Below are 24,680 nucleotides of genomic sequence, written 5' to 3' on the forward strand. Positions count from 1 at the left end.
TGCGAGGGTCTTGCTGGGTGTGACGACCGTGATGAAGCATCGATCGACCGGGACGGCGGGCGGCGTGGAACCCGAGTTTCGGTCTTTCGTCCTTGAGATGAGCACCTCGCTGCACCGCACGGCGTTCCTGCTGTGCGGGGACTGGCATCTGGCCGACGACCTGGTTCAGGAGGCGCTGGCCAGGACCTATAGCCACTGGCGCAAGGTTCGCCAGGCCGACAACCCCGCCGCCTACGTGCGTCGCATCCTGATCAATGAGTCGCGTCGCCACTGGCGTCGGCACTCCCCCGCGCAGGCCGGCCACGCCGAGACCACCGTCCCAGACCTGTCCGACGGCGTGGTAGACCGCGCTGATCTGCTGCAAGCGTTGCAATCGTTGCCAGCTCGACAACGGGCGACCGTGGTCCTGCGTTTCGTCGAGGGACTCAGCGGGCCGGAGACCGCTGCAGCCCTCGGGTGCTCCGAGGGCACCGTTCGGAGCCAGACCAGCCGGGCGTTGCTCAAACTCAAGTCTGTGCTCAACCGAGGAGACCACTAGCCATGGCGTACGACACCGAAGTCCTCCTGAGCACGGAACTGCACAACATCAACGAACATCGGCCATACACGCCTGACTTTGCCCGGATCGAGAGCCGTGGGCAGCAGCTGAAGCGCCGCCGCTCGGCCATGCGCGCAGGCGCCGGAGCTGGAATCATCGCCGCGGTCACCGTCACCGCGCTGACGCTGGGCGGCAGCGGCGATCCTGGCCCAAGCGCGATTCTCGCCGTGCCGAGTCCCACAGCGAGCACCGGGCCAGCGGCAGTCCAGTCACCACTCTTGCGGCTGGTTGGCGCGCTGTCCACGACTGAGAAAGCGGCTGGGGACGCGACGCTGACGCTGCGGGACCAGAAGGGTAGACATGGGGAACGGGTCAAAATCTGGGACCTGCAGGCCGACAGCGGCGAATATTACTTCGCCCAGTCCCGTGGCGCCCTCCCTGCGCAGGTAAGGGGCAAGCACAACCAGCTGGAAGAAGCGGATGCGAAGGGCCGCAAGAATGCGCTCGCGGCGGCGACTTTCGCCGCTGAAGGTGACCTGGACGAAGCTCGCAAACGGATGGCACTCGCCTTCGCGCCGGACGACCCGTTGGTGGAGCCCACCCTCGAACCCCCGGGCCTTATCCCCTCTGTCTCGGCGAAACTGCCCAAGGAGGTAAGGGATCGGTTGTCGGTCAACGTGACCGACAACTGGGTATGGCATAACTCGCTGGATGCCTTGACTCTGGGCAGCAGTGACCCGGCGGTCCGGGCGGGGGTGCTGCGGTTGCTGGATCAGATGCCCGAGGTCAAGGTTGCTGAAGGCACCCTCAGCGGGGACGCTGTTCTCACGCTGACCGGGGCCACGCCGGCCACCCTGGGTGAAACCGAGATCTTGACTGTCAGCGCCGGCACCGGCACGCCGATCCGGCTGACCAACGTTGGCATCTCCGACACCCGATACACCGTGACCCGCGTCCAACTTGCCGACGTTGCCAAAGGCAAATTCTAAGTCAATGCCGGATACCGGCCGCAGGAGTGTGCACCCAGGCCTGTGTGTCGTCTACCTCTTCGGCATCGCGGGCTCTTCCTCGGATATAAACAGGATGTATACACAGTGTGTATAGTGCTTCGCATGTCAGTCGGTTTCGCCCTGCTGGGGCTCCTGGAGAACGGCCCGCGCCACGGTTACGACCTCAAGCGCTCCTACGACAAGGCGTTCGGCCGGGACCGGGCGCTGCACTACGGCCAGGTCTATACGACGATGGCCCGGCTGCTGAAGAACGGGTTCGTCGAGGTGGAGTCCGAGCCGGGCGAGGGCCCCGAGCGCAAGCGCTACGCGATCACCGACGCAGGGGTCACCGACGTGCGCGAATGGCTTGCCCGGCCGGAGAAGCCCGAGCCCTACCTGCAGAGCACGTTGTACACCAAAGTCGTGCTGGCGCTCATGACCGGCCGTGATGCCGCAGAGGTGCTGGACACCCAGCGCGCCGAGCATTTACGGCTGATGCGGGTGCTGACGAAACGCAAGACCGAAGGCGACTTCGCCGACGAGCTGATCTGCGACCACGCCCTGTTCCACCTCGAAGCCGACCTGCGCTGGCTGGAGCTCGCCGCAGCCCGCCTCGACCGCCTCGCCACCACCCTCCGCCCGTGACCCCCACCCCCAGGGAGCAACTCCCCATGGCCGATCAACCCCTGCTCGCCGCCGACGACGTCCACCTGAGTTTCGGTGAGACCAGAGCACTGCAAGGCGCTTCGCTGCAGGTGTACGCCGGCGAGATCGTGGCGCTGATGGGCCCGTCGGGCTCCGGCAAGTCCAGCCTTCTGCACTGCCTCGCCGGCATCCTGGCACCCGACGCGGGCAGCGTCCGCTACGGCGATCGTGACCTGGCCCAGATGACCGACTCCTGCCGCAGTGCGCTGCGACGCGGCGAGTTCGGTTTCGTATTCCAGTTCGGACAGCTCGTCCCGGAGCTGACCTGCGCCGAGAACGTCGCGCTGCCCTTGCGCCTTGCCGGCACCCGACGCCGGGAAGCGCACCGCAAGGCCGCCGTCTGGCTGGAACGCCTCGAGGTCGCTGACGTCGCCGGCAAACGACCGGGGCAGGTATCCGGCGGTCAGGGTCAGCGCGTCGCGGTAGCCCGTGCCCTGGTCACCCGTCCCAAGGTGATCTTCGCCGACGAGCCGACCGGCGCCCTGGACTCACTCAACGGCGAGCTGGTGCTGAAGCTGCTCGTGTCGGCCGTACGGGAGACGGGCGCCGCCGTCGTGCTGGTGACGCACGAGGTGCGCGTGGCCGCGTACGGCGATCGCGAAGTGGTGGTCCGTGACGGCCGGATCCGTGAGCGGGAGCTGGCTCGATGAGCGTCACACCACGCCGATGGCTGTTCGAGCTGGCCCTCGGCGCGCGGATGAGCGTGGCCGGGGGCGGCGCCGGCTGGGTCAGACTCAGCCTGATCGCGGCCGGAGTGGGCCTGGGTGTCGCCGTGCTGCTGGGCGCGGCCACGGTCCCGGCCGCCCTGGGCGCGAGCAACGCGAGGATCGATACCCGTGTCATCGAGACTTCCCACGATTTGCCGGCTGCCGATGACACCTTGCTCACCGGTCACGTGACCACCACCTACGAAGGCACCTCGATCAGCGGGGAGTTGCTGCGGCCGGAAGGTTCGCACCCGCCGCTGCCGCCCGGGGTGTCGCGGCTGCCAGGACCGGGGCAGATGGTGGCCTCCCCCGCGCTGGCCCGGATGCTGGCGGAGCCGGGCTCGGGTTTGCTGCGCGAGCGCTGGGATGCCGAGGTGGTCGGCGTCATCGGCGCCGAGGGCCTGTCCGGTCCCGCCGAGCTCTTCTTCTATCTGGGCACCGACAAGCTTTCTCCGCCGGGCGCCGGCCGGATCGATGAGTTCGGGACATCGGGCGCCCATGAGGCTGTGCCGATGGCTGTCCTGCTGATCCTGGCGGGCATGGTCGTGCTGTTGATCCCGGTGCTGGTCTTCATGGCCGGAGCCGTCCGGTTCGGTGACCGGACGCGAAACCGGCGACTGGCCGCACTGCGCCTGGCCGGTTCCGACATTGCGATGACCCGCCGTATCGCTGCGGGTGAGACCCTCATCGGTGCCCTGCTCGGGTTGCTGGTCGGCGGGTTGCTCTGGGCGGGCGGCATTCTGCTGGCCCACAGGTACGGTACCGGCCCGCTCAGTTTCTATCCCGCCGATCTGCGCCCCGTACCCCTGCTCGCGGCGGCAATCGTGGTCGCAGTGCCCGTCGCGGCTGTGCTGGTGACCCTCACGGCGATGCGCCGGGTCGTCGCCGAGCCGCTCGGCGTGACGCGGATGAGTACCCCGACTCGCCGCCGGTTCTGGTGGCGCCTGCTCCCCTCAGCTCTGGGCATAGTGCTGCTGTGGCCGCTGTTCGAGGGTGGCTCCTCCGGTGTGGAATTCCAGATCGCCGGCGGCATGGCCCTGTTGCTGATCGGTGTGGCGCTGCTGCTGCCCTGGCTGGTCGAAGCGGTCGTCGACCGGCTCCGGGGCGGTAGTCCCGCGTGGGAACTGGCCGTACGACGCCTGCAGCTCGACAGCGGCACAGCGGTCCGGGCAGTCTCGGGGATCGCCGTCTCCGTGGCCGGAGTGCTCGCCATGCAGGGCCTCGTGACCGGCATCGAGTCCCAGGTCACCGAGCCCTCGACTACCGCCGCCGTACGATACGACGCCGAGATCTTTCCCGAGACCACCCTGCCCACCGGCGTTTGGGCCCGCGCCCTCGCCGCCACCCCCGGCGTCCGTGAAGTCACCGAAGGGCGTCACCTCTCCGTGGCCCTCGACCCCGGCGATCCGGTGGCCATGGAGCAGCTCCGCAACACCGCCGCAGGCCTCGACCCGCAGGCGTACGTGTGGACCACCAACAACGACGCCGCCCGGAACGCCTTGGCCGGCCTACGCGACACCCTGCTGGCGGGCACGACCGCCCTCTTGCTCCTCATCGGTGCGAGCATGATCATCAACATCGCGGAGCAGCTCCGGGAACGCCGCAGAGCCCTCGCAGTCCTCGCCGCCTTCGGCACGCCGCACCGAACCCTGCGCGCCTCGATCCTGTATCAGGTCACCGTTCCTGTCGCTCTCGGCATGCTGCTAGCCATCACGGTCGGCACCGGACTTGCGGCGATGCTCCAGCTGGCCGTCAGCGCTCCGCTCCGCGTCGACTGGCTCGGGATCGGCACGACGTCCGGCATCGGCGTGCTCGTCGTACTCGGTACTACTGCCGCCGGGTTGCCACTGCTGAGAAGCCTCACCAGCCCGGGCAACCTTCGTACCGAGTAACCCCTCGTGGGGTGCGGGTCGTCAGTGCCGGATGCCTGCGGCGAGAGTGTGCACCCAGGGCGCCTGGTCGTCCTCGACACCGATCGACACGACCAGGTGGCACAGCATGCCACGGGCGAAGAACATCTGGACCGGGCCGTCAGCCGCGCCGGACCAGCGACTGACGTCGGTGACCAGGCCCCGGTACGCGGCCCGTACGACGGTCTGGATGGCGGGTTCGGCGGCTGCGGCGGCTTGCGCGTGCAACTGGACGCGGAGCAGCCGCCCATCAGCGATCAGCTCGATGTAGCGCTCCGCCATGGCGTCCAGCAGTTGCTGCGGCGAGGCGTCCCCACGACGCTGGGACGCCTCGCCGAGGGCGTGGCTGATCAGTTCGAAGGCCTGCTCGATAGCCGCGGTGAAGAGCTGTTCCCGGTTGCCGAAAAGCCGATAGACGTACGGCTCGGAGATCGCCGCTCGCCGCGCCACCTCCTGCACGCTCGCACCGTGGTAGCCGCGTTCGGCGAAGACGGAGACCGCAGCATCGAGGACCTCCTGGCGGCGGGCGGCGGCGGTGGATCGGTTACTGGAGGGCACATGACTCAGGGTAGCCGCTCGTGCGGATGTCGCCGGGATGCGGCGATGACCAGCAAAGCAATCACGCTCAGGGCCGCCATGATCACGAAGGGTAGGGTGTAGCCGTTCAACGTGGTGAGGGCGGCGAGGCCGAGCGCGCCACCGATCTGGCGGGTGGCATTGATGAGTCCCCCGGCCGTGCCCGAGTCAGCAGCGGGCACGCCGTTCGCGGACAGGCCGGTGAGCTGGACGAAGACCGCGCCCAGGCCGAGGCCTACCAGAATGGTCGGCGCGACCAGGTCGAGCAGCAGGTCGGCATCAGCGGGGGTGCGCGAGAGCCAGAGGAGTCCTGCGGCGAGCACGGCGAACCCGCCGATCAGTGTGCTCGTGGCGCCGGCCCGGAGCGCGATCCGGGGCGCCACGGAGGAGCTGATCATGATCATGACGGCAAGGGGAAGCTGGGTCAGTCCCGCATGCAGCGGTGAGTAGTGCAGGACCTGCTGCTGGTAGAGCGGCAAGAGGTAGAACAGTCCGATCCAGATGGCACCCAGCAGCAGCATCGTCAGGTTCGCGACGGCCACGTCACGGATCTTGATCAGCGTCGGTGAGATCAGGGGTTGCGTCGCCCGGGTCTGCCACCACACGAACGCGGCGAGCAGCACGGCGCCGCCGAGAAGGGCGACAACCGGCCCGGAGTTGGGTAACCCACCTGCCCCGTACGTGAACGAGAGCAACCCGGCGGTGAGCAGAACGGTGCCCGGCACATCGAGGCGGCGTCCAGGTTCCGGTTTGTCCGGCCGCACCGCGCGGGCGGCGCCGAGGAGAACGGCCAGTCCGAGCGGCACCGTGGCCAGGAAGATCCCTCGCCAACCCCACAGCTGGGTGAGGACACCGCCGAGCAGGACCCCGGCGGCGCCTCCGGCACCGGATACGGCGCCCCAGATCCCGAGTGCCCGGCCGCGTTCGCGGCCCGGCGGGAACGCGGCCAGCACCAGGGCGAGCGCCGCAGGGGCGACCAGTGCCGCGGCGATGCCTTGGACGGCGCGCGCGATGATCAGCAGGACGCCTGAGTTGGCCACGCCCGCGACGGTCACCGCGACGATGAACAGGGTGAGGCCGCCGAGGAAGACCCGGCGGCGCCCGGCCAGGTCGGCGATCCGGCCGCCGGGCAGCAGCAGTGCACCGAAGACCAGGACGTACGCGTTGACCACCCACGCCAGGCCGGACGGCGACAGGTGCAGCCCGTCCCGGAGCTGGGGTAACGCGATGTTCACGATCGAGGTGCTCAGCACGACGAGGAACTGGGCGGCGGCGAGGAACCCCAGTGCTGTCCAGGCTTTGCGTCCGGTGGCCACGCGTACGTCGGTCATCACTCAGCCGAGCCGGGAGTCGGGGATCCAGGATCCGTGGATGCCGCTGGGCACCCGCCGGGGCAGCACGACCGACGCGGTCACCGACAGGTCGTGGGCGTCGAGGACGAGCAGTTCGGAGGCGTCCTCGCGCAGGTCGCTGACGATGGTGAGCAACCAGCCATCGTCCTCGGCGACCCCGTGCTCGGCGGGGACGAATACCGCTTCCCCTGGCTGGCGGCCCGGCCCGGCTGGGCTGACGATCCGGGTCCCGGCCGCGGTGTCGAGCTTGACCAGGGCATACTCGTGCAGGCCCGCGCCGGGGAACGCGGCGTGGTAGCTCAGGTCACTGTGCCGGCCGAGCCGCTCGGGGTTGATCGTCGGGAAGTCGGTGGTCAGATCATCGAGATCGGTACGCCGGGCTGACCCCCGGGCCGGGTCGAGGATCCAGCGAGTCGCAGTCGCTCCGGTCACTGGCACGTCGGGGCATCCGGGTGCGCCGCTCCACCACTTCCACGACGTTTCCCAGCCGGCCCGGTCGTAGCGTGGCCCCTCGAGGACGACCGTGCCGCCCGGCCCGTCATACGCATTCGTCGTGTGCAGCACCGCAGCCGGCTCGACCGGGATCCAGGTGACCTCCGTAGAGCCGTCACGGGGCATCACCCCGATGCGGGCCGGGTAGTCGTCGTGCCACCGGTACGGGATGCCGGAGGTCTCCGACAGGTCGAACACGACCGGCAGGTCGAGCCAGATCACCTTGGTCTCGGTGATCGCGAAGTCGTGCATGAGGCTGGGTCCGGAGCCCTCGACGACCTCGCTGCGCACCAGTGTTCCAGCGGCGTCGGCCACCAGGTAGGTCAGGTACGGCGGGAACGGCGAGTAGCTGAAGAAATAGAGGTTGCCGGTGACCGGGTCCTCCTTGGGGTGCGCGGTCATCGCCGAGGTCAGCTTGCCGGCGAAGTCGAACGGGCCGACGGTGTCGAGCCCGGGTGTGACCTCGAACGGCAGGTTGGCCTCCTGCAGGGCGAGCAGTCGTCCGCCGTGCTCGATGATGTGCGTGCCGGCGACGCTTGCGGTCAGGTCCATCGACCCGTCGGGGCGCATCTCCGGGGCGCCGTCCAGCGCGGGGGTGCGTACCCAGCGGTTGCGATACCACCGTGCCCGGCCTCCGGCGAGCTCAACCCCGTGCAGCATGCCGCTGCCCTTGAACCAGTGCGTCGGCGTGATGCCGGGCTTCGGGTTGTGGCCATTACGTAGGTAGCGCCCGTTCAGCTCGGGCGGAAGAACGCCGGTGACGGCGAGGTCGGTGGCGTCGATCTCGTCTGGCACAGGCACGTAATGGTCACGGATGTACGGCTTGTAGTCCACTGCTTCTCCTTTTTGTGAGTATGTCCTCACACTCACATTTTTCCGGACCTGTCCGTCGGCAAACCACGGACGGGACTCTCGTTTGTTCGTCAGGCCCGCTTCATCGGTCGTTCATGAACGCTGCGAGCGAACCGCAGTAGCAGCGAGGCCTTCCAGCCAGATCCGAATGGAAGCGGTCAGCATCGCCCGTGCCCGATCGGAGTCGGCGATCACCACTGGACCGGCCCAGCTCTCCTCAGTCACGACCCGGGTGCCGCCACCGTCGCGGGTGAACGTCCACATGTGCATGCCCTCGATACCCGCTGCTGGTCCGCCCCATAATGTGCGACGCTGCGGCTCGACAGCGTGGATTCTGGAGTTGATGGACAGCCCACCGGTCTCCCAATGAAACAACGCGCCGGTCACGAACGGACCGTCGAGCCGGGCGACAGTCACATCCGCACGCCATGCGGTCCAGTTGTTGATGTCGGTGTGCAACGTCCACACATCCGCCAACGGCGCATCAACATGGATGGCGTCGCGCACAATGACCGGCGCACTTCTATCGATGTCCTGCGCTGTCATGACAGAGCCTGGATACGGTCGGCCGAGCCGACGACGAACGCTGCGGCCGGTCGTACCGCGAGGACCGCGGAGGCTCCCTCATTGATTTGGGTCATGGGTAACACGCGAGCCCCTCGGAGCTAGGTACAGAAGGCCGGCTTACTCTGAACGCGCTGGCCCCGACGGCATATGCAACCGTCCGTAGTTGCGTTCGGCCAGATCTCCGGCTGAATCCGGCCAGAACCGGCCGGTTCCCGACGAACTCGGCTCGGGGGTACGTCTTGCGTCCGGTCGCAGTGCGGTCGCTTGTCGTCATCCAGCCTTGTGCGGTGGTGATCCGCGCCTGCGGCGGCAGGCGGGTGGGTCACCGCCCCGGAGCGGGCCGGCGTGAAATCAGTGGTGAGGTCGTCGAGATCGGCACGCCCGGCCAAGCCCGGGGCCAGATCGAGGACTCACATTGTGAGTGTATCCTCACACTCACTCGCCTAGCTTCGGACGGTGCACTTGCTTGTCGGTCAGTCCCGCTACGTCGGCCCTGCATGAGCGGCGAAGGCGAACCGCGGCGAGGCTTTCAGTCAGACCAAGGGGATGCGATGGAAACGGACTTCCCGTTACCGGGTAATGCGATGGATGTAGCCGGTTTCGTCGCGGCTCTGCACAACGTGAAGGTATGGGCCGGCAATCCGTCACTGGAGGAATTACGCCGACGCACGGGGGTGGCCAGCAGCACGCTGTCGGATGCGTTCAGTTCGCGGCGCCGTCGCATACCGTCACTGGACATCGTGCGGGCGGTGATCCGCGCCTGCGGCGGTGGGCCGCCCGATGTCGTCGCCTGGGAACGGGCCTGGCGTGCACTCGCGGAACGGATTGATGCGGGGAAGACCACCGACCCCACCTCCGGCATCGGCACGGGAAAAGTCGCGGTGCCTCGGCAACTACCGCCCGACGTTGCGGGTTTCACCGGCCGACGCCAGAGCATGGAAGCCTTGCGCGCCACGCACCCGCGAACACCCGCCACGATCATCGCGGGCACCGCCGGCGTCGGCAAGACCACACTTGCTGTGCATTGGGCACACCACATCGCCGATCGCTATCCCGACGGTCAGCTCTATCTCGACCTACGCGGGCACTCCAGCGACCAGACAATCTCCCCCGTCGAGGCGCTGTCGCTGCTGCTGCAGTCGTTGGGCGTACCGGCGGAAAAGGTCCCGGCTGAACTGTCGCTGCAGACCGGTCTCTACCGCTCGCTGCTGGCCGACCGGCGGGTCCTGGTGATCCTGGACAACGTCGTCGACACCGCGCACGTACGCCCGTTGCTGCCCGGCGGCGCGGGCTGCCACGCGCTGATAACCAGCCGGAATGCCTTGACCGGTCTGGTGGTCCGCGAGAGCGCCGCGCGGATCACCCTTGAAACGCTGGACGCCGCAGAGTCGGTGGAGCTGCTCATCCGTCAGCTCGGCCGGGCACGGGTGGAGGCGGAGCCTGGCACGGCGATCGAACTGGCAACCCTGTGCGCGCACCTGCCGCTGGCCCTGCGCATCGTCGCCGCTAACCTTGCCGCCCGGCCCCGCCAGAGTATCGCCGGTGCGGTGCAGGACCTGCACAAGACCGACCTGCTGGGCCGGTTGCAGGTCATCGGTGATCCAGAGATCGCGGTGACCGCCGCCTTCGATGTGTCATACCGGGCTCTACCGGGCGAGACGCAGCGATTGTTCCGGCTCATCGGCCTGGTGCCCGGCCCCGAGATCAGCCGGGAGACGGCTGCGGTGCTACTCGACCGCGACCTCGACGACCCGGTGCCCGAGCTGGACGAGTTACTGGCCGCGCATCTGATCGCCGAGGCCACACCGAACCGTTTTCGCAGTCACGATCTGCTCGCGTTGTACGCTCGCCGACAAGCTGGCGCCGAGCCGGACGACGTCCGCGAGAAAGCACTCGACAGACTCTTCTCCTGGTATTTACTGAGTTCCGAGGCCGCGGTCGAGATACTCATCCCCGCCGCCTGGTGGCAGCAGAAGCATGCTGACCTGGTTTGCATCGGCGAAGCACACCGCTTCTCCGGGCCGCCGGAAGCGCAGGCGTGGCTCAGGACAGAACTCGCCAACCTGACGGCGGCCGCGTCCCATGCCGCACAGCACGGTCCTGCTCCGTTCGCCTGGTACCTGGCCCATACCCTCGCCGGGTTTCTCTACTCCCGCGGCGACACCGTGGCCCTGCTTTCCGTAGCCCGCGCCGGGTTGCGCGCAGCGGAGTCCGTCGACAACGCTTTCGGCCGGGCGAACGGCCACATGACGATGTCGCTGGCGAACACGCAACTGCGCGATCTGCGCGCGGCGGCGAAGGACTTGGCAGCCGCCCGGGAGCAGTATCGGCGCGCCGACGATCCCCGCAGCGCCCTCGCCGCGTCCAACAATCTGGGCGACCTCCTGGTCCGGCTCGGCGAGATCGACTGGGCCGAACAGCTTCTCGAGAAAATCATCGCCGATCCCCGGGTCCAGCAATGGGTAGGCGGCAACGAGTACAGCAATCTGGCCATGACACGGCGGATCCGCGGCGATTACACGGACGCACAACGGCTGGAAAAGATCGGCCAGCAACTCGCGATCCGCGATGGCAACCTGCGGCTGGCCGCACCCGCCAAAGTCGGCCTCGCCATGACCCATCTCGAGCTGGGCGAGCCGGCTGCGGCCGAGCCTCTTCTCCGATCGGCTTACGCCACGGTGCGCGAGACGAGCAGCGACATCGATCTGTACGACACGGTCGCCGGGCTCCTCCTGGTCTGCGCACGGACCGGGCGGCACGACGAAGCCGCGGACTGGGCAGCCGACCTGGAGGCGTTGCTGGAGCGGGGCATCTGCAGCTACAGCGGTGACGACTGGGCGCATACCGCGCTTGTCGAGGCCCACTTGGCAGCGGGCCGCCCCGAGGAAGCCTTGGCCATCGGCGAGCCAGCGCTCACAGAGAACGAACGAGCGGGGTACCGGCTGCCCGCGATGCGGTTACGCATCCGGCTCGGCCGAGCCCAGGTGAAGCTCGGGAACTCGACGGCTGCCCGTGCCTTCTGGGACGAGGCCCTCGGCTACGCGAAGGAACAAAATCTGCCCGATGGCATTCGCATCGAATCCGAGTTGTCCGCCCTGACGGCGGGATCCGGCTGAATCCGGCTGGATCCGGCCGGCTGGAATCGGTCGCGTACCCACGTGTCTTCAGAGGGGGCGGAGGGAGATGAGGGAGCCGGTTTGTCCCTTCGCCACCTGCGGCGCAGCGGTGCGGGCAGCAGTCATGTCTACCCGGCGAGAGGCCGCCGAGCCACTCGTTCACCGCTCCACGGATTGGTCGTCTGACGTTAGGATCCGCGCCATGTCCACTCCGCTACGCCCCCGAGATCCTCACCGTCTCGGTGGCTACACCCTGCTGTCGCGGCTCGGCGAAGGAGGCATGGGGGCGGTATTCCTCGGCCGCGACGACAGCGGCCGGTTCGCGGCGATCAAAGTCATCCGCTCCGAGTACGCCGCCGATGCCGAGTTCCGCGGACGATTCCGCAGCGAGGTCAACCGTGCACGCCAGGTCCCGCCCTTCTGCACGGCAGCGGTGCTCGACGCCGACCCCGAGCACGAGACGCCGTACCTGGTCGTCGAGTACGTCGACGGCCCCAGCCTGACCGAGGTCGTCGAGGAGAACGGCCCGCTGACCGGCGGCAACCTCTACAGTGTGGCCGTCGGGATCGCCACCGCCATCGCCGCGATCCACGGCGCCGGGGTCATCCACCGCGACCTCAAGCCACGCAACGTGCTGTTCTCGCTGGGAAATCCGAAGGTCATCGACTTCGGCATCGCTCGCGCCGTCGAGATCACCAGCAAACACACCAAGACTGATCAGATGGTCGGCACCGTCGCCTACATGGCACCGGAACGCTTCGACTCCGACGGCTCCCTGACCGGGCCCGCCGCCGACGTGTTCGCGTGGGGTGCCGTCATCTCCTACGCAGGCACGGGCAGGACCCCGTTCGCCGGTGACACCCCCGCCGTCACCGCGGCGAAGATCCTCACCCAGCCACCCGAGCTCGGCGGGCTGCCCGAACAGCTCAAACTGATCGTCGCCCGTACCCTCGCCAAAGACCCGCGCGAGCGTCCCACCGCCCAGCAGTTGCTGGAGATGCTGCTCTCGGGCGAGGCCAGCCAGCCCGCGGCCCTCGCCGAACGGCCCGAACTACGCCAGGCGGCCCAGGCCGTCCGGCGCCCGCCGGTGAAACGGCGAACCTCTCGTGCCACGTACGCCATCAGGGCCGTCGCCGCCCTGGGGTTAGCGGTCGTCGTTGCCGACATGGGAACTCATGCCTTGACGAACAGCGAGGTGCACAGTGACCAGGCACTGATGGAGTTCGACGGGTCGGTAGTGCCGGTGGCGGGCCCGCGAGCCGCACAGCCGAAGACGACGAACCTTCGATCGTGGAAGGAGACCGACGACAATCAGGGCCGATGCGCGTGGGGTGTGGACGGCCTCGAGGTGGTCAACAAGAACTCGACCTCGTACGCCTGCGACGGCCCCACGACGGCGTTCTCCGGGGACCAGGACATAGCCGCCGAGGTGCGACTGGTCGGAGCGCAAGCGTGCTTCCTTCTGCGGTTCCGCTGGGTGAAGAGCGCCCGTTACGAGCTGACCGCCTGCGAGGAGGGCATGACACTGTCGTTCGTCGCCGGCGGTGTGACGACCGAGCTGGGCACTGCAGAGCAGTTGGGCTGGGACGCCGGGACCGACCAGGATCTACGGGTCGAGTTGCGCGGCGCAGAAGCTTTCGTCTTCGACAACGACGTGGGCGTGATCAGGGCTGCGCTCCCCAGCACCGGACCGGCCGAGGGCAGGATTGTCCTCGGCGCGACCGTCCCCGAGGGCACCGGCGGTGGGTTGATTCTGCGTAGCGTGACCGTCGACGAGCAGTAGCGGCCGACGGGGTGAACAGCGAACCAGGTCCTGCACTCACGCGCGTGCAGATCGAAGCGGATCGGAAATTCCCGGTACCGTACGAACCGAGCGGCGTCGCCGAGTTCGTGCGTGCCCTGCGCGATGCCAAGGTGTGGGGTGGCAATCCCTCGCTGGAGGAGCTACGACGGCGTACCGGGATCGCCAGCAGCACGCTGTCGGATGCGCTGAACACCCAGCGCCGGCGGCTTCCACCACTCGACATCGTCCGCTCGCTGGTGCAGGCCTGCGGCGCCGACTCCACGGAGACAGCCCGCTGGGAACAGGCATGGCGGACCCTGTTCGAGCACCTCAGGACTGCTGAGCCGACGACACCCACGGATGCGGCCGGCGAGCTGGACGCTTGGATCCCCCGTCAGCTCCCGTCGGACGTCGCCGGCTTCACCGGCCGTCAGACGGCCCTGACCGAAGTGCTCACCGCCATCGAGGACGCATCGGCGACCGTCATCACCGGCACCGCAGGCGTCGGGAAAACCACGCTGGCCGTCCACGCCGCGCACCACATCGCCGACCGCTTCCCGGACGGTCAGCTCTATCTCGACCTGCGCGGATACTCCAGCGACCCCACGATCTCGCCCGAAGAGGCGTTACCCCTTCTCCTGCAGTCGCTCGGTGTGCCCGTCGACCGGGTGCCGCCGCAGTTCGCCCTGCAAATCGGTCTCTACCGGTCTCTGCTGGCCACCCGCCGCGTGCTGGTCGTGCTGGACAACGTCATCGACACCATCGACGTACGCCCCCTGCTGCCGGGCGGACGGGGCTGCCACGCGCTGATCACGAGTCGTCACGCCCTCACCGGTCTGGTCGTCCGCGAAGGGGCAGCCCGGATCACACTGGACCTCTTCGATCCGGCGGAGTCGAGGGACCTGCTCACCGTGCACCTCGGTGCGACACGGGTACGGGCGGAACCCGACGCCGCGGCGCAGCTGGCTCACTTGTGCGCACACCTGCCGCTAGCGCTGCGGATCGTGGCCGCCAACGTGTCGGCTCGTTGCGGCCATACTCTCGACGCCACCGTCCGCGAGCTTCGCAATGCGGACCCACTCGATCGTCTCAGGGTGGTCGGCGACCCGGAGAGTGCCGTCGCGGCCGCATTCGACGTGTCCTACCACGCGCTGCCAGACTCTGCGCAGCGACTGTTCCGGCTTCTCGGGCTCGTACCCGGCCCGGAGATCGGCCAGGAGGCGGCCGCGGTCCTGCTCGGCCGGCCGCCGATCGACCCGGTCCCGGAGATCGAGGAACTGCTCGCCGCCCATCTCCTGTTCGAAGTCATGCCGGGCCGGTACCGCACCCACGATCTGCTTGCCCGGTACGCCCGCCACCGGGCCGGTGACGAACCGGAAGCCATGCTCAGGCTGTTCTCCTGGTATCTGCTGAGCGCAGATGCCGCGACGGAAGTGCTGTTCCCCGGCCGATCCGTCCGGGACCGGACCGCCCTGGCGCTGACCGGAGAACCACACCGGTGCGCCGATGCCCCGGCCGCAGCCGCCTGGCTGACCCTTGAGATGACCAACATGACTGCCGTCGTGTCCCGAGCAGCCGAGAACAACCTGGCACCGTTCGCCTGGCACCTCGTCCACAGCCTCAGCTGGTTCCTGTACAGCCGAGCCGGCGCGGGCCTGTCCACCATGATGGACATGGCCAAGGCCGGGATCCGCACCGCCGAGGCAGCCGACGACCCCCTCGGCCGCGCCAACTGTCACCTGTCGCTCGCCCTGGCCAGCACCAGGCTGCGCAACTCGGACGCACCAATCGCCGACTTCACCGCGGCCCGGGAACAGTATCTGCGGGCCGGTGACGTCCGCAGCGCGATGATCGCGTCGAACAACCTCGGCGACATCTGCATCCGCACCGGCGACATCACGAAGGCAACGCGCGTCTTCGAGGACATCGTCGCTGACGAGACCACCTCAGCAGAGAGGGATGGCAGCGAGCACGGCAACCTTGCCACCGTGCGGCGTATCCGCGGCGAGTATGCCGACGCGCAGCAGCAGGCCGCGACCTATCACGCGATAGCGGTACACGGAGGCGACCCGCTTCTGGTCGCCAATGCCGAGGTGACGATGGCGATGACCCATGTCGTGCTCGGTGAACCGGAGCTCGCTGAGCCCCTGCTGCGATCTGCCCTCGCGGCGGCAGAAGAAACCGGAAGTGACATCGACCGGTACGACGTACTGGCCGGTCTCGTCCTGGTCTGCGCACGAACCGGACGCCACGACGAGGCGGCGACCTGGTCGGCGCTGCTCAGCGATCTGCTCGACCGCGGCATGTGCAGCTATATCGGCGACGACTGGGCCCACGCCGCAATGGTGGAAGCGCACCTGGCCGCCGCGCGTCCTCGCGCTGCACTGACGACGGGTCTGGCCGCACTGGCAGAGCATCACCGCTCAGGATCCCGTCTCCCGGCGATGCGGCTGCGTATTCTGCTCGGACAGGCGCTGACAACGCTCGGCGACCTGCCGGCGGCACAGGCGATGTGGCAGGCGGCGCTGTCCTATGCTTCGACGCAGAACCTGCCCGACCGCGTTGTCATCGAGAACCTGCTGTCCACCCGCGGTGCGCCGCCCGCGGCTTGCCAGGACATCCGCACTCTATAGAACTCGGCTGCCGAACCCGCGCACACGTCAGCCACAGGTGCGGGTCCGGCTGAATCCGGCTGTACCCGGCCGGTTCCGACGACGAGACGTGGTGCCGGTACCACCAACGGTCCAGCACACTAGGAAGATGCAGATCGCTCTTCTTCTCCTCGGCGGCATAGTTGCTGCCTTCCTCGCCCCCCTCGTTTTCCGAGGAGCCTGGCGCGGCTTCCTCGCCGGTTTCCATGGCGAGGACGACCCTCGGAAGAACGCGGCCACGGCTCCCACGGCCATGGACTGGCTTGGTAGCTCCGCTCGGCGATCGGATGACAGCAGCATCATCGCAGGCAGCGGCAACGACTGACAGCGGCGCCCAGCGACCGCGGGCCAGCAGCAGCGCGATCTACCTCCTCGGTTGATCGCGCTGCTGCGCCGTAGCGTCAGTGCGGACTGACCTTGATAATCGGGGTGTCTTCGCCTTGCCACCAGGCCGCGGCCCGCAGCGTGGTGATCAGCCGCTTCTGCTGCTCGGGGTCTTGCCGGTCGACGAAGAGAACGCCGTCGAGATGGTCCGTCTCATGCTGGATACAGCGGGCCAGTAAGCCTTCACCCACGACCTGAACCGGGTCGCCCTTCTCGGTGAAGCCTTTGGCAACCACATTCTTCCGGCGCTTGGTGTCCAGATAGATTCCCGGGATGGAAAGGCAGCCTTCGGGGCCGAATTGTTCTTCCTCATCGGGGAACTCGAGTTGCGGGTTGATCAGATGGTCGAGATCACCCTCGTGCAACTGAGGTGCGAACACGAAGACGCGCAGGCTCACTCCGAGCTGGGGCGCGGCGAGACCGGCACCGTTTTTATCGGCGAGCGTCTCGCGCAGATCCGCGACCAGATTCTTCAGTTCCGCATCGAAGTCGACTACGGGCTTGGCCGGCTCCCGCAGTACCGGATCGCCAACTAATCGAACGGGAATTATCGTCATTGCCCGATGATACGAGACGGCTATTCTGTCTCCGCCTGGCGCCCTCGCGAACAAATTCTGGTGATTACCGATTCCTGGCGTCATACAACTCCTCATGACGTGGATTTGGCAAGACGTGCAGCCGGCACCGGCTGAACCCGGCTGATTCCGGCCGGGCCGGAATCGGCGTCGGCGACTATAAAGAGGGGCATGCGCATCCAGAGATTGTTTGCTGCGGCGCTCGCTGGGGCGCTCGTATTCGGCGGTGGAACGCAGGCCGTGGCGGCGCCCGAGCCGGGCCCGCCGGTAGCGCAGGCGGTCCTGCCCGGCGGCTGGTCCATCGAGCAGGGACAGCTGGTCTGGCGGGCTGGACGGCAGGTGCCGGCCGGGGACTCCGCGGTGGAATTCTTCTCCGGGGAGCGCCGGCTCGGCGTGCCGCGATTCACCCCCGATCACACGACCTTCCGGCTCGGCCTCAGCCAGGTACCGAGCCTGACCGATCTTTCCGTACGTGCCGCGGGCCGACGCCTCGACCAGACGGAACCGGTACCGCAGGCCAAGGCGAAGCAAGCAGTCAGCCCACCCCCAGTGCTCCCGGCGAGCAACGTCGACCCGGGGGTCAAAGGGCGCTACAAGACGGTCGAAGGCGAGTACCAGCTCCCCGCGATCACCCTGGCCGACTATGCGGAACCGGTCGAGATGCAGGCTGTCGTTGTCGCCCCGGAGAACGCCCCGGGCAAGCGGCCCCTGGCGTTGTTCCTGCACGGGCGGCACGCGACTTGTTACAGCGGCGACGACTGGTTCATGGAGTGGCCGTGCCCCGGTGGCACCCAGCCGATCCCTAGCGACCGTGGCTACCTGCAGGCGCAGCGGCTGCTCGCTTCGCAGGGCTGGATCACCGTGTCGATCTCGGCGAACGGCATCAACGGGCAGGACGACTTACTGGACGACGGTGGGGCGCAGGGCCGGTCATTACTGGTGCGCCAGCATCTCGCACGCTGGGCGGACTGGGCCGGGGCGGGCCGGGCCACCGCGCCCGCGATCGTGCGATCCGCGCCTCGTGCTGACCTGAGCAACGTCTTCCTGATGGGACACTCGCGAGGCGGTGAGGGCGTCAGCCGCGCGGCGATGGATTCGCTGAGCCCACCGGCCGGAGACCCCGTCACCACCCGCTGGACGATCCGCGGGATGCTGCTGATCGGGCCCACGATCTTCGGGCAGAACCCGGTCCCGGACGTCCCGTCGGTCACGATCCTGCCCGGCTGCGACGGCGACGTCACGAACCTGCAGGGCCAGATGTTCATCGACGAGACCCGCGGAGTCAGCGCCGGCACCGCCCTGCACAGTTCCCTGTACGTCGTCGGCGCCAACCACAACTTCTTCAACACCGAATGGACTCCCGGTCAGGCGGCGGCGTTCTCCTTCGACGACTGGGAATTCACCGACCCGAACGACGCGGTGTGCGGCACGGCGGCACCCACCCGGCTGACCGCGGAGCAGCAGCAGGACGTCGGCGCGACCTACATCGCGGCAGCCGCCCGGCTGTTCACCGGCGACGACCGGATGCTGCCGCTGCTGGATGGCAGCGGCGTCCGCGCACCGTCGGCGGACCCGGCGCACGTGCTCAGTCACGCCCTCGGCGGCGCCCGCAAGGCCGCGCTACTACCGGATCCGACGATCCGCACCGGTGGTGGGGCCCGGATCTGCGAGCAGATCACCTACGAACCCGCTGACTACTGCGTCAAGTCGATGGCCGGCCGGAACTGGGCGGTGCACTTCACCACGTTCCGCCAGGTGATCCCGGAACCGGGCCGCTACGCCGCCGAGATGCACTGGTCGGCAGCAGGCACGCCGCTGACCCTCACCCCCGCGCAGCCGGTAGCGCTCGCCGGCTACCAGGATCTCGCGTTACGGCTGATCGTGCCACCGAACTCGACCGGCACCCGGTTCGGGGTCAGCGTGGTGAACCGCTCCGGAAAACGGACATCAATCGGCGAGGTCCGCGTCGACGGGCTGCCCGGCACCGGGCAGACCGTCGGGCTCTGGGCGCAGGAAGTGCGGGTGCCACTGCGCGGACTCCACGGTGAACTGGCAAGCCTCGAACTGACCCCACGCACCGCGAACGGTCAAGCGTGGCTGCTGGACGCCTGGGGCTACCGGCCGGGAACGCCCGATCCGCGGACGAGCTCGCTGCCACGGATCGACCTCGGGGACATCTCGGTGACCGAAGGCGACTCGGGCAGCCGCGCCTACGAACTGCCGGTGCGGGTGACCGGCAACGGAGGCGGGCGCGTGCAGTTGACGCTGCTCGACACATCCACCCTCGAGAGCACCTCCTGGACCGAGACCGTCGCGCCGGGCCAGCGCCTCATCGAGGTGCCGGTCGAGGTCACGGGCGACACCCTGTACGGCGAAGGTGAGGAGATCCGGCTGCTCGCTAAGGCGGAGCGAGGCCTGGTCGTCGGTGACTACCAGGGCACGGTCGAGGTCCGCAACGACGATCCGGCACCACAGATCAGCCTCACTCCGGTCGCGGACACAGTTGCCGAGGGCGGCACGCTGAGCTGGCGGGCAACGCTGTCCACCGAGGCCGAGACGGCGATCCTGGTGATTGGCACGGTCGAGGCGCCCGCCGAGGGCACAGAGCTGTCGACCCTGGACGTCGATCCTGACTGGCTCTTGGAGAACTCCGCCGAACGCCCTGAGCCGGAACGGCCGCTGTCACAGACCGGCGCTGTCGCTTACACCTACGTTTACGGCGGCGAGCTCAGCGCCGACATCGATATACCCACGGTGACCGACACCGTCGTAGAGGGACCCGAGGTGGTGTCCCTGCAGTTCAGCTCTGAAGTGGGCGGGGCCGTCGGAACGGTGACCGACACGCCAGATCAATAGAGTCCAATATTGGCGGTCGGCTCGAGCGGGTCGGCCGCCTCTGCCCTATGTCCAGGGCTTCCACGCACCGTCAGCGCCGCTGTACGCTGATCCGAGCCCGGCGACATCACCACGAGACCAGGCCGGTCCGGTAGGCGATCACCACCAACTGTGCACGGTCGCGTGCTTCTAATTTCGCCATGGCTCGGTGCACGTGGGTGCGGGCGGTGAGCGGGCTGACGAACAGCTTTTCCGCGATCTGAGCGTTGGACAGGCCTTCGGCGACGAGAATCATGACTTCGCGTTCCCGTCCGGTCAGTGCGGCGAGATCGACCGGAACCCGCTGGACAGCATCCAGGTCCGGCGTGCCGGGCTCCGGAGTGTTCAGGAACCGGGTGATGAGTGTGCGGGTGGCTTGCGGGGACAGCAGGGCCTCCCCCGCCGCGACGGTGCGGATACCCGCCAGCAGTGTGCTGGTGCTGACGTCCTTGCCGAGGAATCCGCTGGCGCCGGAACGCAGTGCCTGGGCGACGTACTCGTCGATCTCGAAGGTAGTAAGGATGAGGATCCGGGTGCCTGCGAGCTCGGGGTCGCCGCAGATAGCAGCGGTCGCGGCGAGGCCGTCGGTGCCGGGCATGCGGATGTCCATGACGACGACGTCAGGCCGATGATTGCGGGTGAGCTCGACGGCCTCGGCTCCGTCGGCAGCTTCGGCGACGACCTCCATGTCGTCACAGGAATCGATCAAGATGCGGAACGTGGACCGCAGCAGTTCCTGGTCGTCGGCGAGCAGCACGCGGATGGTCATGACGCACGATCCCCAGTGAGTGGTTGATCCGGCAGGGGTAATTCGGTGATGACCTCGAACCCGCCCGCCGGTCGGTTGCCGGCGCGCAGCAGACCTCCGGCGGACAGTGCGCGTTCACGCATGCCGATCAGCCCAAAGCCTGAGCTGTCCGCGATGCTTGCCGATGACGGGCCGGCGACATCGTTGGTGATGCTGATGGTGACCCGGTTATGGGAGTAGCGGAGCAGTACCTCCGCGGTTGGGGTGCCAGCGTGCTTGGTGACGTTGGTGAGGGCTTCCTGCACGATGCGGTATGCGGTCAGGTCGGCTCCCGCGGCCAGCGGCCGGGGCCGGCCCTCCACCTCGACGGTGACGGTGAGACCCGCGGCGGCGAACGATGCGGTCAGCTCGCCGAGCCGGTCGAGGCCGGGGGCCGGGTCCAGCGGGGTGTCCGGGTCGTCGGCCTGGCGTAGCAGCCCGACGGTGGCTTTCATCTCGCGTAGAGCGGCGGAGGTGGTGCCGGCCAGCTCGGTGACCATCTTCTCGGCCTGCTCGGGGCGGGTCCGGACGAGGTGGGCGACCGTGCCGGCCTGGGCGTTGGCCAGGGCCAGGTGGTGGGCGACGACGTCGTGCAGTTCACGGGCAATGCGCATGCGTTCCTCCATCACCCGGTGCCGGGCCTCCTGGTCGCGGGCACGTTCGGCGTACTCGGCGCGGGCCCGCATCGATTCCAGGTAGGCGCGGCGGAACCGGGCGGTGGAGCCCAAGGCGGCCGGCAGCAGCAGCCAGGCCACAGGGCTGATCGCCTTGAACGCCACCGGTTCGTCGGCGGGCCCGGCGATCAGGGCCGTCACCACGACCAGAACGACCACAACCCCGGTGAACCGCGTGGTGGTGCTGCGATCGGTGCGGTCGGCGAGCGTGAACAACGCTGCCATCAACGGCGCCAACAACAGCACCGTCAGCGTGTACCCCAGCGCGGCCGTGGCCATGGCCACACCGGCTGCGACCAGGACGGTTGCCCGCGGGTGGTGCCGGCGCCACAACAGTGCTGCGCACGAGACACCGGTCAGCACGACGCCGGGCCACCACCTCGGCGGCTGGGGTGCGCCACCTGCGCTGATGGTAGTGCCGGGGACCGAGGCGAGCCACAACAGTGCCGCGCCGACAAAGTCCAGGGCGCGAGGATGCCGCCTGAGTTGCTGCTGCCAAATGCTGATCATCGGGCCTTCCTGCCGCGCCTGTTGTGACCATGGTGAATGACGTCCGGACGATGCACCGGTGGGACCGCTCATATCACTCTCGAGCGGTTCCACCGGTGCATCGGTCAGCGGGCCGGCGTCACCATCCGGGCCGCGTCGTCCGCACCGGTGTGTGTCGAGGCGGCAGTCAGGCCGGTGAGGGTTTGGCCTTCGATGTCGACGTGCGGCAGGATCCGGTCGAGCCAGCGCGGCAGCCACCACGCACGCTCACCGAGCAGCGCGAGCGCAGCCGGCACAATGGTCATGCGTACGACAAAGGCGTCGAAGAGCACGGCGATGGCCATACCGAAGCCGATCGTCTTGATGAACGTCTCACCGGCGCCGACGAAGCCGGAGAAGACCGCGATCATGATCAGGGCGGCGGCGACCACGACCCGGGCGCTGTGATTGAAGCCCGAGACGATCGCGTCGCGAGGGTTCTCACCGTGCGTGTGGGCTTCGCGGATCCGGGCGACGAGGAAGACCTCGTAATCCATCGCCAGACCAAACACGATACCGACCATCACGATCGGCATGGTGTTCATGATCGGACCGGTCTGCTGTACACCGATCAGGGCGGCGAGCCAGCCCCACTGGAACACCGCGACCACTGCGCCGAGCGCCGCGAGCACCGACAGCAGGAAACCCAGCGCCGCCTTGAGCGGGACCAGCACCGACCGGAAGACGACCATCAAGAGCAGGAATGCCAGACCCACCACGATTCCCAGGTACGGCACCAGCGCCCCGAGGACCTTCTGGGAGCTGTCGATGTTGCCCGCCGTGGCGCCGGTGACGAAGAACGTCGTCCCGGTCGCGGCATCGATCGCGGGCCGTTCGTCGCGTAGAACGTGGATCAGGTCAACGGTCCGGTCGTCGTTCGGGGCGGTGAACGGTACGGCGGTGAACAGGGCGGTGTCGCCGGCCTGGTTGAAGCTGGCTGGCGAGACCGACACGATGCCAGTGGTAGCGGCGATACGCTCCGCGGTCGCGGCCACCGCGGCTTTCGGGTCGGTGGCACCCTGGGCGTCGACGACGATGGTCAGCGGGCCGTTGAAGCCGGCTCCGAACCCGTTCGCGAGGTCGTCGTAGGCGCGCCGTTCCCCGGTCGACGTGGGTTTCGACTCGTCTCCGGCCATGCCGAGGTGGATCTTCGTGGCGGGCAAGGCGATCACGGCTAGACCTACGACGGCGAGGAGCAGGATCGGCAGCGGATGGCGCAGCACCAACCGGGCCCAGCGGCTTCCCCGATTGGGCCGGTCCACGACCGTCCGGCTACGGCGCCGTGCCAGCCGTGTCCACCAAGTGGTGGCCGCAGCACCTCGGCGCACCGAGCGGGCCAGGACCAGACGGGGCGCCGTACCCAGCAGAGCGGGCACCAGCGTCAACGCCACGATCACCGAGACCAGCACCGCTCCGGCGGCGGCAAGACCGATCTGGGTCAGCGTGGGAATCCCGACCACGGACAGACCGGCCAAGCCGATCACCACGGTCAGGCCCGCGAACACGACAGCCGAACCGGCGGTCCCGACGGCCAGACCGGCGGCTTCCTCCGGCTCGCGTCCCCGGGCCCGCTCCTCGCGGTAGCGCGAGACGATGAACACCGCATAGTCGATGCCGACCGCCAGCCCGAGCATCAGGGCAAGGGTGCTGGTCGCCGTCGACAAACCCAAGGTGCTTGCCAGGCAGAGGATCGCCGACAGGGCGACACCGACACCGATCAGCGCGCTCAGCAGCGGCATCCCGGCGGCAACCAGCGACCCGAACGTCACCAACAACACGACAGCGGCAATGACAATGCCGATGATCTCGGTGAACCCGCCGGACGGTTGCGCCGCCAGTGCGTTGCCGCCGACATCAATTGTCAGCCCAGCGTCCTGCCCGGTGCGGACGGAGGCTTCCAAGGCCTGCTTGGTGGCGTCCGTGAGCTCCTTGGCCTTCACCGTGTAGGTGATCGTCGCGTAAGCCGTCGAGCCGTCCGCCGACGTGACCGGCTTGCCCGCACCGGCTACCTGAGCGCCTTGACCGGCCTGCTCGACAACCTGTTCGATGGTCGCCTTGTTCGCGGTATCGCTGAGTTTCTGCCCCTGCGGTGCGACGAACACGATCTTCGCGTTGGCGCCACTGCCGCCGGTGACATCGGCACCGGGAAAACGTTCGGTGATCAGGTCGAAGGCGTCCTGCGACTCGGTGCCCGGAATCGACGCCGAACTCTCCGGTCCCGGCGACGACACCATGCTCAAACCGCCGAGCGCACCCAGCACCACCACCCACAGCAGCACCACACGCCAGCGCCACCGGAAGGCCCAACGGCCCAGTCGATACAGAAAAGCAGCCACAGCGGGAATCTCCACATCTGATCTCGGAATCACTCCAATCGTGGCTGCTCAGACCCCTTGCCGTCGTCGTGCAACTACCGACAGAAACGGCTACTGCGAACGCAGTAAGCACCACGGCCCCTACTGCATTCTCAGTAGAGCCACGACCCTGCAGAACCCACGGGAGAACCCCGGACGCGATCTCAGTCCCCGCCGACGACCGCCACAGCTCCAACATCCCGCGAGTGGGGGGTAGCCAGGGTGAGGTCGTGATGCCGGACAGGTGGGTGCCGCCGTTCGGTGTG

At 68.1% G+C, this 24,680-nt stretch carries 18 protein-coding genes; 10 read left to right on the forward strand and 8 right to left on the reverse strand.

The window, feature by feature from the left end:
- Positions 1-19: 19 nt before the first annotated feature.
- The 5 genes from Aco04nite_RS39910 to Aco04nite_RS39930 all read left to right on the forward strand — a co-directional run bounded on the left by Aco04nite_RS39910 (position 20) and on the right by Aco04nite_RS39930 (position 4,831).
- Positions 20-538, forward strand: a complete 519-nt coding sequence (locus tag Aco04nite_RS39910; protein WP_244876651.1) for a SigE family RNA polymerase sigma factor — start codon at positions 20-22, stop codon at positions 536-538.
- Positions 539-540: 2 nt separating this feature from the next.
- On the forward strand, positions 541-1,527 hold the full coding sequence (locus Aco04nite_RS39915; RefSeq protein WP_213002428.1) for a hypothetical protein: 987 nt from the start codon (positions 541-543) through the stop codon (positions 1,525-1,527).
- A gap of 123 nt (positions 1,528-1,650) precedes the next feature.
- Positions 1,651-2,172 (forward strand): PadR family transcriptional regulator, encoded by a 522-nt coding sequence (locus Aco04nite_RS39920; protein WP_213002429.1) that lies wholly within the window; start codon positions 1,651-1,653, stop codon positions 2,170-2,172.
- A gap of 26 nt (positions 2,173-2,198) precedes the next feature.
- A complete protein-coding gene (locus Aco04nite_RS39925) occupies positions 2,199-2,882 on the forward strand; it encodes an ABC transporter ATP-binding protein (protein ID WP_213002430.1) in 684 nt (227 codons plus the stop codon).
- Positions 2,879-4,831 (forward strand): ABC transporter permease, encoded by a 1,953-nt coding sequence (locus tag Aco04nite_RS39930; protein ID WP_213002431.1) that lies wholly within the window; start codon positions 2,879-2,881, stop codon positions 4,829-4,831. Before Aco04nite_RS39925 ends, Aco04nite_RS39930 begins: the two co-directional genes overlap by 4 nt.
- A 21-nt stretch (positions 4,832-4,852) precedes the next feature.
- Here Aco04nite_RS39930 and Aco04nite_RS39935 read toward each other — a convergent pair whose 3' ends face one another.
- The 4 genes from Aco04nite_RS39935 to Aco04nite_RS39950 all read right to left on the reverse strand — a co-directional run bounded on the left by Aco04nite_RS39935 (position 4,853) and on the right by Aco04nite_RS39950 (position 8,667).
- Positions 4,853-5,407 carry a TetR/AcrR family transcriptional regulator gene (locus tag Aco04nite_RS39935; protein WP_213002432.1) on the reverse strand — a complete coding sequence of 185 codons (555 nt, stop codon included), beginning with the start codon at positions 5,405-5,407 and terminating at the stop codon, positions 4,853-4,855.
- A 5-nt stretch (positions 5,408-5,412) separates the two neighbouring features.
- Positions 5,413-6,756, reverse strand: coding sequence for a DHA2 family efflux MFS transporter permease subunit (locus Aco04nite_RS39940; protein ID WP_213002433.1), 1,344 nt, complete (start codon positions 6,754-6,756; stop codon positions 5,413-5,415).
- A 3-nt stretch (positions 6,757-6,759) separates the two neighbouring features.
- A complete protein-coding gene (locus Aco04nite_RS39945; protein WP_213002434.1) occupies positions 6,760-8,103 on the reverse strand; it encodes a carotenoid oxygenase family protein in 1,344 nt (447 codons plus the stop codon).
- Between the two features lie 111 nt (positions 8,104-8,214).
- A complete protein-coding gene (locus tag Aco04nite_RS39950) occupies positions 8,215-8,667 on the reverse strand; it encodes an SRPBCC family protein (RefSeq protein ID WP_213002435.1) in 453 nt (150 codons plus the stop codon).
- 572 nt (positions 8,668-9,239) lie between these two features.
- Here Aco04nite_RS39950 and Aco04nite_RS39955 point away from each other — a divergent pair.
- From Aco04nite_RS39955 to Aco04nite_RS39970, 4 genes are all read left to right on the forward strand, one after another.
- Positions 9,240-11,804, forward strand: coding sequence for an ATP-binding protein (locus Aco04nite_RS39955; protein WP_213002436.1), 2,565 nt, complete (start codon positions 9,240-9,242; stop codon positions 11,802-11,804).
- 202 nt (positions 11,805-12,006) lie between these two features.
- On the forward strand, positions 12,007-13,587 hold the full coding sequence (locus tag Aco04nite_RS39960) for a serine/threonine-protein kinase (protein WP_213002437.1): 1,581 nt from the start codon (positions 12,007-12,009) through the stop codon (positions 13,585-13,587).
- 44 nt (positions 13,588-13,631) lie between these two features.
- On the forward strand, positions 13,632-16,220 hold the full coding sequence (locus Aco04nite_RS39965) for an ATP-binding protein (protein ID WP_213002438.1): 2,589 nt from the start codon (positions 13,632-13,634) through the stop codon (positions 16,218-16,220).
- 127 nt (positions 16,221-16,347) lie between these two features.
- Positions 16,348-16,563, forward strand: coding sequence for a hypothetical protein (locus tag Aco04nite_RS39970; RefSeq protein ID WP_213002439.1), 216 nt, complete (start codon positions 16,348-16,350; stop codon positions 16,561-16,563).
- A 76-nt stretch (positions 16,564-16,639) separates the two neighbouring features.
- Here Aco04nite_RS39970 and def read toward each other — a convergent pair whose 3' ends face one another.
- The gene (def, locus tag Aco04nite_RS39975) at positions 16,640-17,179 is read right to left on the reverse strand and encodes a peptide deformylase (RefSeq protein WP_213002440.1); all 540 of its coding nucleotides are present in this window, start codon (positions 17,177-17,179) and stop codon (positions 16,640-16,642) included.
- Between the two features lie 189 nt (positions 17,180-17,368).
- Here def and Aco04nite_RS39980 point away from each other — a divergent pair, with 189 nt between their 5' ends.
- On the forward strand, positions 17,369-20,053 hold the full coding sequence (locus tag Aco04nite_RS39980; protein WP_213002441.1) for an alpha/beta hydrolase family protein: 2,685 nt from the start codon (positions 17,369-17,371) through the stop codon (positions 20,051-20,053).
- 106 nt (positions 20,054-20,159) lie between these two features.
- Here Aco04nite_RS39980 and Aco04nite_RS39985 read toward each other — a convergent pair whose 3' ends face one another.
- From Aco04nite_RS39985 to Aco04nite_RS39995, 3 genes are all read right to left on the reverse strand, one after another.
- The gene (locus tag Aco04nite_RS39985; RefSeq protein WP_213002442.1) at positions 20,160-20,840 is read right to left on the reverse strand and encodes a response regulator transcription factor; all 681 of its coding nucleotides are present in this window, start codon (positions 20,838-20,840) and stop codon (positions 20,160-20,162) included.
- Positions 20,837-22,042, reverse strand: a complete 1,206-nt coding sequence (locus Aco04nite_RS39990) for a sensor histidine kinase (protein ID WP_213002443.1) — start codon at positions 22,040-22,042, stop codon at positions 20,837-20,839. The genes Aco04nite_RS39985 and Aco04nite_RS39990 overlap by 4 nt, the downstream gene beginning before the upstream one ends.
- A gap of 104 nt (positions 22,043-22,146) precedes the next feature.
- A complete protein-coding gene (locus Aco04nite_RS39995; RefSeq protein ID WP_213002444.1) occupies positions 22,147-24,396 on the reverse strand; it encodes an MMPL family transporter in 2,250 nt (749 codons plus the stop codon).
- Positions 24,397-24,680 lie beyond the last annotated feature (284 nt).

Source organism: Winogradskya consettensis (genome assembly GCF_018332715.1).
In the GTDB taxonomy this organism is placed as follows: domain Bacteria; phylum Actinomycetota; class Actinomycetes; order Mycobacteriales; family Micromonosporaceae; genus Actinoplanes; species Actinoplanes consettensis.

What these genes read in the sequence shown, in the direction of transcription:
- Aco04nite_RS39915 (WP_213002428.1), top strand. Translation starts at nt 541, where the DNA reads ATGGCGTACGACACCGAAGTCCTCCTGAGCACGGAACTGCACAACATC.
- Aco04nite_RS39920 (WP_213002429.1), top strand. Translation starts at nt 1,651, where the DNA reads ATGTCAGTCGGTTTCGCCCTGCTGGGGCTCCTGGAGAACGGCCCGCGC.
- Aco04nite_RS39925 (WP_213002430.1), top strand. Translation starts at nt 2,199, where the DNA reads ATGGCCGATCAACCCCTGCTCGCCGCCGACGACGTCCACCTGAGTTTC.
- Aco04nite_RS39930 (WP_213002431.1), top strand. Translation starts at nt 2,879, where the DNA reads ATGAGCGTCACACCACGCCGATGGCTGTTCGAGCTGGCCCTCGGCGCG.
- Aco04nite_RS39940 (WP_213002433.1), bottom strand. Translation starts at nt 6,756, where the DNA reads ATGACCGACGTACGCGTGGCCACCGGACGCAAAGCCTGGACAGCACTG.
- Aco04nite_RS39950 (WP_213002435.1), bottom strand. Translation starts at nt 8,667, where the DNA reads ATGACAGCGCAGGACATCGATAGAAGTGCGCCGGTCATTGTGCGCGAC.
- Aco04nite_RS39955 (WP_213002436.1), top strand. Translation starts at nt 9,240, where the DNA reads ATGGAAACGGACTTCCCGTTACCGGGTAATGCGATGGATGTAGCCGGT.
- Aco04nite_RS39960 (WP_213002437.1), top strand. Translation starts at nt 12,007, where the DNA reads ATGTCCACTCCGCTACGCCCCCGAGATCCTCACCGTCTCGGTGGCTAC.
- Aco04nite_RS39970 (WP_213002439.1), top strand. Translation starts at nt 16,348, where the DNA reads ATGCAGATCGCTCTTCTTCTCCTCGGCGGCATAGTTGCTGCCTTCCTC.
- def (WP_213002440.1), bottom strand. Translation starts at nt 17,179, where the DNA reads ATGACGATAATTCCCGTTCGATTAGTTGGCGATCCGGTACTGCGGGAG.
- Aco04nite_RS39980 (WP_213002441.1), top strand. Translation starts at nt 17,369, where the DNA reads ATGCGCATCCAGAGATTGTTTGCTGCGGCGCTCGCTGGGGCGCTCGTA.
- Aco04nite_RS39985 (WP_213002442.1), bottom strand. Translation starts at nt 20,840, where the DNA reads ATGACCATCCGCGTGCTGCTCGCCGACGACCAGGAACTGCTGCGGTCC.
- Aco04nite_RS39990 (WP_213002443.1), bottom strand. Translation starts at nt 22,042, where the DNA reads ATGATCAGCATTTGGCAGCAGCAACTCAGGCGGCATCCTCGCGCCCTG.